At 60.7% G+C, this 12,606-nt stretch carries 9 protein-coding genes; 4 read left to right on the top strand and 5 right to left on the bottom strand.

Translation table 11 applies throughout. The features are described 5' to 3' along the window. Positions 1-34: 34 nt before the first annotated feature. From ADA16_RS09910 to ADA16_RS09890, 5 genes are all read right to left on the bottom strand, one after another. Positions 35-3,433: an arabinosyltransferase domain-containing protein gene (locus ADA16_RS09910; protein ID WP_048761560.1), complete on the bottom strand. Its 3,399-nt coding sequence runs from the start codon at positions 3,431-3,433 to the stop codon at positions 35-37. Positions 3,434-3,565: 132 nt separating this feature from the next. Beyond that, positions 3,566-5,587: a galactan 5-O-arabinofuranosyltransferase gene (locus tag ADA16_RS09905; RefSeq protein ID WP_048761557.1), complete on the bottom strand. Its 2,022-nt coding sequence runs from the start codon at positions 5,585-5,587 to the stop codon at positions 3,566-3,568. A 109-nt stretch (positions 5,588-5,696) separates the two neighbouring features. Beyond that, positions 5,697-6,458 (bottom strand): decaprenylphospho-beta-D-erythro-pentofuranosid-2-ulose 2-reductase, encoded by a 762-nt coding sequence (locus ADA16_RS09900; RefSeq protein WP_048761554.1) that lies wholly within the window; start codon positions 6,456-6,458, stop codon positions 5,697-5,699. 25 nt (positions 6,459-6,483) lie between these two features. Next, positions 6,484-7,953: an FAD-binding oxidoreductase gene (locus tag ADA16_RS09895; RefSeq protein WP_048761552.1), complete on the bottom strand. Its 1,470-nt coding sequence runs from the start codon at positions 7,951-7,953 to the stop codon at positions 6,484-6,486. Positions 7,954-8,066: 113 nt separating this feature from the next. Beyond that, positions 8,067-8,294 (bottom strand): hypothetical protein, encoded by a 228-nt coding sequence (locus tag ADA16_RS09890; protein ID WP_048761551.1) that lies wholly within the window; start codon positions 8,292-8,294, stop codon positions 8,067-8,069. A 52-nt stretch (positions 8,295-8,346) separates the two neighbouring features. Between ADA16_RS09890 and ADA16_RS09885 the strand changes: the two genes are divergently transcribed. From ADA16_RS09885 to ADA16_RS09870, 4 genes are all read left to right on the top strand, one after another. Then, positions 8,347-8,973 (top strand): hypothetical protein, encoded by a 627-nt coding sequence (locus ADA16_RS09885; RefSeq protein ID WP_239659440.1) that lies wholly within the window; start codon positions 8,347-8,349, stop codon positions 8,971-8,973. A gap of 51 nt (positions 8,974-9,024) precedes the next feature. Further along, entirely contained in the window at positions 9,025-10,008 is a 984-nt protein-coding gene (locus ADA16_RS09880; protein WP_048761547.1) for a hypothetical protein, read from the top strand. A gap of 78 nt (positions 10,009-10,086) precedes the next feature. Further along, positions 10,087-10,620 (top strand): GtrA family protein, encoded by a 534-nt coding sequence (locus ADA16_RS09875; protein WP_053084317.1) that lies wholly within the window; start codon positions 10,087-10,089, stop codon positions 10,618-10,620. An 18-nt stretch (positions 10,621-10,638) separates the two neighbouring features. Next, positions 10,639-12,561, top strand: coding sequence for a glycosyltransferase (locus ADA16_RS09870; RefSeq protein WP_048761546.1), 1,923 nt, complete (start codon positions 10,639-10,641; stop codon positions 12,559-12,561). The last annotated feature ends 45 nt before the right edge of the window (positions 12,562-12,606 follow it).

Genomic DNA, 12,606 nt, shown 5'->3' with positions numbered 1-12,606 from the left:
TCCTTAGGTGAAGGAAGCGCCGAGGCTCTTTCGCCTAGGGATCCTTCACAATCATCTTCCCGGGCGAGTATAGACCCGAGCGAGTGATATCTTCATACTCAATTTCGGCGACATCCGGCTTGACCTTGTCCTTATTCGGACGCGGCGAGAGCTTCTCGACGGAACCCCAGTCGCGGCGCCAGTCGTTCTTGAGGTAAGTCGGTACGGACGTAGCCTCATTCACAGCGTCGGAGAATCCGAGCGGACCACCGCCATCGACCGACTGCCAGACATCTGAGCCGACGACCTTCAGACCACGGTCCGGAGTGATGCGGTACTCCGGAAGTTCCGCGACACCGGCGTAGTGGTCGAACGGACGCTGGCACGGGAACTGGAAGGCAACCGGCCAGTCCGGGATAGTCGCAGTTTCCGGTGAGATGACATCAGTCATCGACTGCAGTTCGGCCAGGCGAGGCGGGGTCAGCGCCAGCCACTGATCCTCGGAGACATCATTGTCCTCCGCGACCAGTCGCACAGCGGTGGCTCCCTCTGGGATCTCCTCGGTCAGGAAGCGCAGGTTACGCCAGGTCGGAGCAGGGCCGATATCAATCGGCTCCGACTCGGAGAGGACCTCGAAGCCGTCCTCGTCGCCGCCCTTGCGACCGTACTGTGCCACCAGCTTGCGACCCGGCTGAGCAACACCGTTGATGTCGTGGTGGAAGATACGGCCGGCCGCCGATACGACGAGTAGCGGGTGGTCCTCGTCAATCTCAGGCAGCTGGAACCAGGAAGTTTCCAGGCTTGCCGGACGCTGAATGTCCTCGGAGTAGGAGCCAAGCACCGGCACCTTATCCGGATTCAAGCCAAATGGCAGCTCGACCTGCGAGCCGTTGACACCCTTGTCGGCGCGCTTACCGCCGTCGGTGCCCGACGCGGAACCGCCCTCAACTGTGGCTTCCGGATCAGAAGATTGATCATCAGTGTCGGCAGTACTTGCCTGGCTCTGGCTGGTGTCCACAGCTTCGGCCTTCATGTTTGACGGGACGCCGTTCGGGTCGAAGCCACGGCTCTTGTCGCCACCGCGCAGCGATTCCGCTAGCGGCTTGCCATCGACGGTATTCAGGAAGCCATCGTTCGGATCGGTTTCCATCAGCACATCGCTCGCCAGATTACATGTCTGACCAGCCAAGGAGCGGATATTACCCGCGGCGACCGAGTAGGCCGGGTACTGCGATACTGCGCCCTTGCCCAGCGAAGCCACCATGAACATTGTCACCAACAGTGTCGTCACCGCAATCGGGGACGATGCAACTGCATTGATGCGGCGCACGCGTGCCGACTTTTCCTGCGACTTCGGCTTGGTACGGAACTCCTGGACGAAGTTCATTACGGCACCAGCCAGCAGCAGTAGCAAGGCCAGAGCCAATACCGCTGAACCCAGCTGGTGGCCGCGCAACTGAATGGTCTTGTCGAACCACGGCACACCGTAGGACGACACATACCACCAGCCGTTAATACCCATCAGCGAGAAAGCGAGGATGAAGGTGATACCACCGGCAAAGAACAGCTGGTTGCGCGGGTTACCTGCTACCCAATGGCTAATGGCCATGGCGGCAAGTGCTGCCAGGGAAGCCGCGATGCCCGCGTATACGCCGAAGTGGTGCGTCCACTTTGTCGGCGTGAAGGTCAGGAAGAACATGGTGCCGATGAACATGAACACCAGGCGTGCCGACGGACCGGCCAGAGCCCCCGGAACGGTGCGGTGACGAAGCAGAGCGGCAATCGTGATGCTCAAGCACGCCAGTGCAATCAAAACCGGGAAACGACGCGGGAAGGCGCCGTCGACGGACTGCAGCACCAGCCAGTAGTAGCGGACGTACTCGTTGTACCAAGGCTCCGACGGGCCGATGATGCTGCGGACGCGAATGGACTCGCGGACCGTGGCCAAAGTCTGGTCGCCGAAGACACCGACCAAGATGGCGGTGCCCGCAGCCAGGAACGGTGCAATCTGCATCAGTGGGGCCTGCCAACCACCACCGAGAGCCTTATGGCGCTCAACGACAATGCGCACCAGCATCGGGATGCCTGCGAGCAGGGCAGCAACTGCCATTAGGCCCGTCGGGCCCGAGCCCAGTGCCAGCGTGGCGATAACCACTGCGACTGCAGCTGGCAGCAGGCGTCGAGTTAGAATTGCGCGCTCGATAAATACCCAGGTCAGCAGGGATCCCAGAGCAATGACCGGCTCCGGTCGCAGTCCGTTGTTGTACGGCAGCCAGAAGGCCAACAGCACACCAGCAGCAGACCAGTAGGCCACCCGGCGCTGGGCAATCTTCTCGCCGAGGCGCGGGATAACCATTCGGGAAATAATGAACCACACCAGCAGTGCGGACAGCAGCGCCGGCAGTCGCATCCACAGAGACGAGGTCGACACCTTCACCATCAGCGACAGCAGGTCGTAGTAGGGGCTGCCGAACGGTGACTCAGGAGCGCCGAACCAACGGTAGTAGTTCGCCATGTAGCCCGACTCGTCGGAGACGCGCGCCATGGTGAAGATGTAACCGTCATCGGAGGTGTTGCCACCGATGAAGTGCCAAACAACCAAAATCGTGCCAACCAGGATGTCCAGCGGAGTCGGCTTCAACGCACCGCGCTTGAACAGCGGAGTGAAGGGGGAACCGTCGATACGGTCAATGCGAGCTAACGCGACCAGGGAAGCCAGCGTCAGAAGCAGCCCCAAGTACATGACGATGTACTTCACCACAGTCGGGTGTGAGGTGTAGCGGGAGTCGATGTTCATGTGGACATTGAGCCCATCGGCTACGGCCTTGGCCACGTCGCCGTCAGCGGGCAGGTCAGTGTAGATACCGGTGACCTGCGGGCGGTAATCGCCCTGTGCGGTGGCGGTGAGCTTCTCACCATCTGAGTTCTTGGCGCCGTCGATGTTGACGGTGGTCTCATGCTCGTTTGAGCGGATCTCCAGGATCTTGCCCTTGTTGTTGGCAAGCTCCTTCTTATCCAGGCTCATCACCACGCTGTCGCGCAGAATGACGTCGAGGCCGTCCTTGCCCGAACGCACCATCAAGCCCCGTTTGGTCGGCTTATCCGCGGTCGGCGGGATAGTCGACAACAGGATTGTCCGCTTGTCGGAAAGTTCATCCGTCAGCGACAGAGGCAAATCGACGCTCAGGTCCAACGGTGCCTGCGCCATGAGTGGCGCATCCACTGAGTTCAGTGTGTCGCGCTGAGGCCAAGACACGGAGGACTGAGTATTCACGACCGGGAGGAACGGTGTGATGACAAAGCAAATGAAACCGACGATTCCAGCGATAATCGCTGTCCAACGAGTCAGCGTCGTAGGAGAGGGGCCGTCCATAGGCGGTCTCTCCACGCGGTCGATGGTCACTTCGGGTGAGCCGTCGACACTTTCTTTGATTTCTTTAGTTTCGGCAGTCACAAGGAAAGATACTACGGTAATTGGCCTTTTTCTTTGAGTTTGCAACGCGAAAGTTACATCACAGTTTCCACATTAGTAACAGGAATCACGTTTGTGGCAGGGGACAGTCGCCCAATACCTACTTGCCAACACCTACTTGCGAACCGCCACTACAAACGGGCCGACCTGGTTTAGCTCCCAGTGCTTCTCAAATGCAGAGCGGGCAAAATTCAAGCTCCGGAAGACCACATTCGGATTGTTCGGATAGATATCATCCGCGATGTCCAACGTCAGCGGAGCGGCATCCTCGCCATCAGGCGTCTCAACCTCGCCTCGCAGCACAATGGCATCTGGTCCGCGCCACGGCGTTTCGTCCATTGCCTGCACGAGCTCATCGGGGTCGCGAATCTCCGACCATTCCTCCAATGCCTGATTACGGCGGTCAAACTCACCCAGAGGGTTAGCGTAGTGGCTGGTCAGTGCCTGGAATCCGTACCAGGGATAGAGTGCCTGGAAATTCTTCTCATCCGTCAACACCACTGTCTGGGCCGGATCGAGCCCAGCCTCCTTCAGCGTTTGGTCCACCGCTGAGTACCACGCCCCGGCATTCGGTGGGAAGCGGTCCGCGCGCTCGCCGTTACCGTCGGTGTCGGTATGCGCCAAGTCGATGGCGCCATGCAACTTATTCGGAATCGACTGCGCGTAGCCAATGCCCGCCAGCAGCAAGACTGCCGCCATTACCGCGGAAACACGCTTGGCAATGTGAGCTGGTGCCGCCTGCGGCCAGTACTTCTCGATTCCGTTGAGACGGGCGTCGGCAAGCGCGACCACACCAGCCGCGATCAACATGAACGTAATCGGTGCGGTGAGGCGAAACCCCAGCAGCGTGCGTCCGAGCAGTGTCGCCACCATCGAGGCCACTACCCAGCCATAGAGCACCAGCGTGCCCAGGCCGAGCGCGCGGGCATCCGGCTCTGTAGCGCTGACCAGCATGCGCACGACACCGATGAAACACAGCACACCGATCACGCTGGCGGCGAGCATCGGCAAAGGCAACTGCGCGCCCTCCGGCGGCAGGTAATGCGTCGCTGTCGCGCCCGAGCGCGGTGCCCCCGTCGCAACCGCCAGCATGTACGGGCCCCACACCGTCGCCGCAATCAGCATCGATCCCACGCCCATAATGATCAGGCGCACTACAGGCATCCACGAGCTTGACGACGTCCACGCGACCACGGCCAACACGACCACGATAAGCGCGCCTACGGCAGTGTAAAGAGTGTAGAAAGTCGCAGAAATACCCAGGAAGACGAGCACGCCAAACATGGCGGACCAAGCGCCGGTGAGACCGCGCCAGGCCATCACGGTCATCGCCGGAAGACCCATAGCAACGACTGCGGCGTAGGGCTCATCGGCGACAGTGGCCAGGGCGACGGCCGTGGTTGTCAGCGCAATGCCAGTGGCTACTGGCAGGGAGCCACTCAGGCGTTGCCACACTGGAACCAAAACACAGCCAGCAGCGGCGAGTGTCATCAACGCCCAGGGCTGGAAGACCTCCCAGCCGGCGATGCCCAGGATATTGGCCAGGCGTCCGCCCAGGAAGAACCAACCAGCGGGGTAGAAAGACGGGATGTCGATGTACGACATGTCATGCAGGCCAGGCTCCGCGGCCATCCTGGTGAGGTATTCAGTGCGGAACTCCTGGTCGACAGAAAGGCCGTCCAGCCACAGCTTGGTCGAGCCCAGCGGTAAGCCGACGGCAGAGACCACCAAAATGGCCGGTGACATGTAAGCCATCAGGTACGTCAACCACGTTAGCCACCGGGGGCGATTGTCTTTGCCCTTGGTGGCGAAGAAATACAGCAGGACGGTGGTGAGTGTCAGCGTGATGACAATCATCGCTGTCGCCACCGCTCTGGTCAGCTGCGAGCCGCCAAAGGCCGGCAGCGACAGGCGGTGGAACACAAACCAGGACGCTAGAGCGATAACTGAACCGCCCAAAAACGCAGCAATCAGGTAGAGGAGGGCAGCCTTGAGGGAGAGCTGGTCATCATTGAAGATCTCATAACGGTCTTCGTCGACCAGCTCACTATAGGATTGTGTGCCCGTTGTGTTGACGCTAGCGGTGTCGGCACCCGTGGTGTCAGCGCTCGAGGTTTCGGCCTGCTTGTCTACCATGCCCTCAAGTTTTGCACAGGAACCGGACTCCGACGAACGGCGGAGCTAAAGGTGGGTAGGCCAGCTTGCCTAGCCCCGCCGAGTTCCATTGAGTCGACCAAACGCGCTCTTAAATCGGCAGCTTCTTGAAGATCGGGCGTGGGATGTGCTTCAGCACCATCATCACTAGCTGGAATGCCGGCGGAGCCCAGACCAGGGTTTTACCGGCCTCGACGGATTTCACTGCGAGCTTGGCGACATCTTCCTTGTTCACGGTCAACGGAGCCTCGTCCACGTCAGCGGACATACGGGTACGGACCTGACCAGGGCGGATAACCAGGGTCTTGACACCGTACTCCTCCAGGGCCTCACCCAGGTTCAGGTAGAAACCATCCAGACCGGCCTTGGTGGAACCGTAGACAAAGTTGGAGCGACGCACGCGCTCACCAGCAACGGAGGACATGGCAATGAACTGGCCATGACCCTGTGCCTTGAACTTCTGACCAACCAGAACACCCATCGACACCGCGCCGGTGTAGTTGATGTTCGCAGCCAGGACAGCCTTGCGCTGGTTCTGCCAGAGCTCCTCGGCGTCGCCAAGCATGCCGAACGCGACGATGCAGATGTCCACGTCGCCGTCGGCAAATGCCTTATCGACGACCTCCTGGTGGGAGTCGAAGTCCGTTGCGTCGAAGTCGAGGGTGACCACCTCGGAAGCGCCGGCGGCCTTCATCTTCTCAGCGGAGGCCTCGCGCAGCGGATCGTTTGGCAGGGAAGCCAGGATGACCTTGGCCGGGCCCTTCTTCAGGAACTCGGCGGTAATAGCCAGACCGATTTCACTGGTGCCGCCGAGCAGCAGGATGGACTGGGCAGCGCCTACAGCATTAATCATTGGGGCTCAAATCCTCTCGGTTCTTTTAGTGCAGTTCCAGGCGACGAGACATGTCAGAGGCGAAGACACCGTGCGGGTCAATCGCATTGCGGGTGTCCAGCCAGCTCTGCATCTCGGGGTACATCTGGTGGAAGTTAGCGGCGGAAGTGCGCGACTCCTTGGCCAGGTAGAGGCGGCCGCCGAACTCCATGACGCGACGGTCGAGGTCGTCCAGGAACTGGCCGAGACCCGGCTTAATCGGGAAGTCCACGCAGACGTTCCAACCCGGCATCGGATAAGACAGCGGAGCGCGGTTACCCTCGCCGAACAGCTTGAACACATTCAGTGCCGAGTAGTGGCCGGAGCGCTGGATATCGCGGACAATCTCCTTGAACGGCTCGACGGCCTCGCGCGGAACAACGAACTGGTACTGCAGGAAGCCCTTGGAGCCATAGCCGCGGTTCCACTCACCGATGAGATCCAGCGGCTGGTAGAACTGCGTGAGGTTTTGCACCTGGTTCCGGTAGGTACCGGACTTCAGCCACCACAGCTCACCAATGCTGATCATTGTCAGCTTGTTCATGGTGAAGGACGGGAAGATATCCGGCACGGTCACCAGCTGCGGAGCGTTGAACTTCAGCGGATCCTTGGCCAGCTTCGGGGCGTATTCCTCCAGCTGAGCCAGGGTTGCCAGCGAACCGCGGGAGATTGCGGCGCGTCCCAGCTTCGGCTCCGGCGAGATGGCATCGAACCACGCGGAGGAGTAAGTGAAGTTCTCCTCGGAGCCATCGGAGTGGAACTCGATGGTCTCGTCCAGAGTGTGGGTCATGTCGCCATCGGCGATGAAGTAGGCCGTCTCGGTCTTGGTCATCTTGATCCGAGCGCGGACAATAATGCCGGTCAGTCCCATGCCGCCGACAGTTGCCCAGAACAGCTTGCCGTCCGGGTCATCCGCGGAGCCCTCCGGCTCGAGGTGCAGAATACGACCGTCGGCGACCAGCAGCTCCATCGACAGCACATGGTTGCCGAAGGAACCTGCGGAGTGGTGGTTTTTACCGTGAATATCCGGGCCAATGGCACCACCGATGGTGACCTGGCGAGTACCCGGCAGTACCGGCACCCACAGGCCGTAGGGCAGCGCGGCCTTCATCAGCTGGTCCAGTGTGACACCGCCGTCGACATCAACAATCGCCGACTCCTGATCAATGGAGTGGATTTTGTTGAGCTTCTGCATGTCGATGACAAGACCGCCCGAGTTCTGGGCGGGGTCGCCGTAGGAGCGGCCCATACCGCGGGCAATCACACCGCGGCGCAGGTGGGCAGGCTTGTCGGAGTTCTGGTCTGCGACAGCCTTGACGGCGTTAACGATTTCATCCAAGTCCGGCGTCGACAGCACCTGGGACTTAGCGGGGGCAGTACGACCCCAACCGGTTAGGGTCCTGGCTTCTGTGTGTACGGCTCCGTAGGCACCGTTCGAAGCATCGGTGCTGGACTTGCCGTTAGTGTTAGTGGACATCAAGGCTAGGCTACCCCCTTGCACCGGCTCCGTCGCCCGTGACGCTCCGAGGTGTTGGTCACGCTTGAGGCCGCGCACGGGCCGTCGGAAAGCGAGCGAAATGTACGGAGGGGCTATAGATCCATAATTTTTCGGATCTCTTCCGGCAGCATTTCCTGCGAAGTAATCTGCGGGCCGTCGTAGGCCTCGAGTGCGCGGTAGACCTGTGCGCGCTCTGCGCTGTCGAGGATGGGCAGTTCCTCGGCGAACAGCATGACCATCTGGTTCGACAGCGGGGTATTGGTGTACTCGGCGGCCATGTTGATGGTTTCGCGCGGCTTCTTCTTAAAAAAGTCGAACATGCGATACAGGCTACCCCGCTTCGAATCCGCCACTCGCGATACCATCAACCTCATGACGTCCACGCCTGTTACCACTCCGCAGACCCTTGCTGTATGTAGTTCCACATCGCCCGTTGTCATTTGGCATGTGGAGCTCTCGCCGTCCTTTGCAGGCGAGAGGTTGTCGGGTGCATGGCTGGTGGGTCCGCTTGACGACGGAGCCCTGGAGACCGCCACCAATCTGCTCACCGGTTGCTTTGTTGCGCTGGTGACAGCTGACGATAGTGACGGCGGTGCCGCGGCTGCGGTTGAGAGTGCTGAGGGGGCTGAGGGGGCGGACCTACTATCGAAGGCGATTGAGCAGGCGGGGGCCACGGTGGTGGACCTGCCGGCATCGGTGGCCGGTATTCGTGACCACATCGGACAGCTGCGCGCTGCCGCGAAGGAAGAGAAGGCCAAGCCCGGCAAGGGAAATCTGACGGAGCCGCGGTTTCCCAAGGTCAACGACGTGGAGGTCATTGACTTCCCGCATGTTGGCGAAGAGGTCGCAGGCCCGGTGCTGGGGCTTGCCCGCGGTGTGGAGGAGCTGGTGGCGCAGTGGATGGCTGTGGAGTCGCAGCGCCTGCGTCGCAAGTACTTGGCAGAGCCGTGGGGTGCGGAGCCGCGCCAGATTCCGTTGGTAAAAACGCCCGCATTGTAGCGAGTTTTCGCGCTCCAGCCCACCTTATTTTTCCTGCGTACGCTGTGGGGTATGGCAGCACAGACCGATAACGTTGTCGCCTTCCCAGGCGTTCGCGTGGCCACGGAACCGGCTACGCTCATTATCGGTGCCTCTTTAGAAGAAGAACCGTGCAGTGCGCACCGCGTCTTCGGCATCAATGATCAGATGGATTTGCGGAGCCTGTCCCGCGTGTTAGCGGTCATTTTTGGGTGGGGCGACGAAAGCGTGCCGACAAAGTTTCACCTGCCGGGCTCTGCGGTGGAGTCCGCGGCGCAGCTGGCGACTGGCGGCAAACCCACAGCGGTCGGAGTCGTTGATGTTCCTCTGTCCACCACAGTTGCCGAGGTGCTGCAAAGCCCCGGCGATACCCTTATCTGGCAGTGGGGCCTGTGGGAGCATACGCTGCAGGTCAGGGAAGCTTTTGCCCGTGATGGGGCCACCCCGGATGCCCTGTGCATCGGTGGCTCGGGTTCTATCCGCGCACTGGGGGATGTGGATGCGGAGGAGCCGGTAGATATTGCCGCAATCAATAGGGAATTGACCGGACGGGACTCTATTCAAAATACGTTGGCCACCGCTCGCGCGGATGTCGTGGACATCATCGAAAGGTCGGGGGTGTTTGAATTCGTGCCCTTGCTACAGGCTTTGGACCTGCAGAGGTCGGGATCAACCGCGCTGCAATTGACCGGGGAGGCGGGGGAGAGCGTCGTCAAGCGATTGCGTGCATTGCCTATAGAGGACGCCGCGGAAGACCCAGCCGGGCACGACGCGGCGTTGGTGGAGCTGTTGTGTTTGGCGGCGCTGACCTCGGATGAGCTGCGGCATGATGTGGCGGCGCATGTCATGGAGCGTCTCGGCTGGGAGAGCGATGAGGGCCTCCCGCTATCCGGCGGGGACGTTGAGGAATTGGCGGCGGCTAGCTGGGCGGAGATGAGCGCGCTGGGGCTAGCTGGGGAGGATGCGCTCTCGCCGGTGGAGCGGCTGGACCTGCTGCGTGAGGCGCTGCGGCGCTAGTTTTTGCGGCCTCTTTATTGCCTCTTCATGCTCGCGCTGGCTGTTTGTTAGCTGGCCGGTGGCCTAGAATTTCTAGGCGTGTCAGCGAATGAATCAGCAAATGAGAACCGGAACCGCGAAAACGGCAAGCTCGGAAACGGCTCCCACGAAAGTGGCTTTGTCGTAGAGGACTCGGCCGCGGTGCCGATGGCGACGGATGTCAAGGACGAGCATGGTCTAAAAGTGCAGATGATGCGCTTTATTATCTCCGGCGTTATTGCGGCGGTGGTGGACTTCGGCCTGACGTTCATCATGCTCAATGTCTTCGGGGCGACCAACTTCTGGGGTAAGACGGTTGGCTGGATTTTCGGCACGATTACGGCGTACATCATCAACAGTCGCTGGACATTCAAGTCGAAGTCCTCGGCGAAGAAGGTGCTGGCAGTTGCGGTGCTGTACCTGATTACTTACGCGACGCAGGTCGGCATCTTTAACGCGTTGCAGCCCTGGCTTGTTGAGGCCTGGGATTGGAACGCGCAGTGGGCACAGTTCGGTGCGTTCGTCGTTGCGCAGGGCGTTGCGACGGTAATTAACTTCATCATTCAGCGTGTATTCATCTTCCGTGTGAAATAGCGCGATACGCTGGGGGACGTGACTTCGACTGCTTCTAATAAGGAATCCACTCAGCTGACCGCCGAAACCGATGTTGACATGCTGACTATTCAGCGCGTGCTGTTTGCTCCGCCCGCAGACTGGGTGGAGCCGGATTTGTACTACCGAGTCGAAGGCGTTGGCGCCTACGACAGCTCTGTGCAGGCCACCCGTAACTCGATCACGATGGGCCGCCACACCGTAGTGCGCACCGATACCTACTTCGGTCGCTTCCGAGCCTCTTACTGGCAGCGCTGGACCTCAATTAAGCAGGTCGAAATCCGTGCGCGCGTGGTTGGCTCCGCGCGTGTGCTGGCCTACACCGAGGACATTGGTGGGCACCTCCGCCTTGAGGATTCCTGGGCAGCCGGTGGCGCAGATGCCGATGGCAACTGGACCGGGGAGCACTCGCCGATGTCCGGCTCCGCAAATGAAGAGGTACGTCTGACTGTTCCGCTGGATCGCTTCGCCGATGGCGGTGCTATTCACCTGCGCTTCGACACCGATGATGCGGGCGCAAAAATTTCAGATGTCCGCTATGTCGTGCCCAAGTCGGCTATCAAGCGTGATATTCCGACCGACCTGGTCATTTGCTCCTACAACCGACCGGTTGACTGTGCTCGAACCGTCGCCACGCTGGCTGAGGACCTGCCAGCTCTTGAGCGCGTTCGCACAATCCGCGTCGTTGACCAGGGCGAACAGCACCCGGCCGATGAAGCCGACTTCATCCAGGCCAAGGAGATTCTCGGCGAGCGCCTGAACGTTGTCCACCAGCCGAACCTCGGCGGCGCCGGCGGTTTCTCCCGCGGCATGCGCGACGCCACCGCTGCGGGCGACTGCATGGTGCTGCTTACCGACGACGATATCCGCCCCGAGCCCGAAACCACCCTGCGCCTATCCGCTCTGGCTGTGTGCGCGGAAAAGCCGATGCTGCTCGGCGCGCAGATGCTCTTCCTATTCAACCCGACCAGCCTTTTCCGTACCGGCGAGACCTACAACTGGAAGACTCTAACCGTCGAGGAGAACGACCCCAAGTTCGGTTACGCCGACGTGGACGTGCGCAAGTACCACCAGCTGCGTCGCCTGGGCGTTGACTACAACGCCTGGTGGACCTGCCTGGTGCCGTCCGAGGTCATTGAAAAGATCGGCCTGGCGCTGCCGCTGTTCTTCCAGTACGACGACATTGACTACGGTTTCCGCGCTGCCAAGGCCGGTTACCCGACCGACACCATTCCGGGCGCAGCCGTCTGGCACGCCGATTTCTACTGGAAGGACATCGAAAACGCCGCCCAGTACTTCGGCTTGCGCAACTCCCTCATCGCCGCCACCATGCACGGCGATGTCACCGCGAAGGACATGGTCAACGTCGCTTCACGACGAATCCTCTCGAACCTGGTCTCCATGCGCTACGGCTTGGCCTGGACTCAGATGGAAGCCGTCCGTGACCTGCTGCGTGGCCCGGAGGTGCTGAAGAACGCATCGCAGGGCGACTTCGCCCGCATTTCTGCTGGTCGAAAGAACTTCTCGGAGACTGAGCTGCTGCCGATGCACGAGATGCCCGGTGGTCTGACTCCGGTTCGCCCGCCGTCACACGAGATTTCCAGCGAAAACAAGACGATGGCCAAGCGGCTTGCGTACACGCAGATGGGAAAGAAGCGCCCGGGTCCGGTGGCCGTGGCCTTCGAGGACTCCTTCTGGTGGCACATTTCCACCTTCGACGATGTCTGGGTCACCGACGCCTCCCAGAACGGTGTGCGTCACCTGGTCCGCGACCTGGCTAAGGAAAAGTCCATGCGTGCCGAAACCATCAGCCTCATGCGCGAACTGTCCTCCAAGTGGGATGACATTGCTGAGCAGTGGCGCGCCGCCGTGCCGTCCTTGACCAGTGAAGACAACTGGGAGAAGTTCTTCCAGGGCGAGTAGTCTTGCTGAGATTGGGCTGAGCCTGGGCGGGGTTAACCCCTAAAG

The organism is Corynebacterium vitaeruminis (assembly GCF_001054325.1).
Taxonomy (GTDB): Bacteria; Actinomycetota; Actinomycetes; order Mycobacteriales; family Mycobacteriaceae; genus Corynebacterium; species Corynebacterium vitaeruminis_A.
This window is presented reverse-complemented; position numbering and strand designations above follow the sequence as displayed.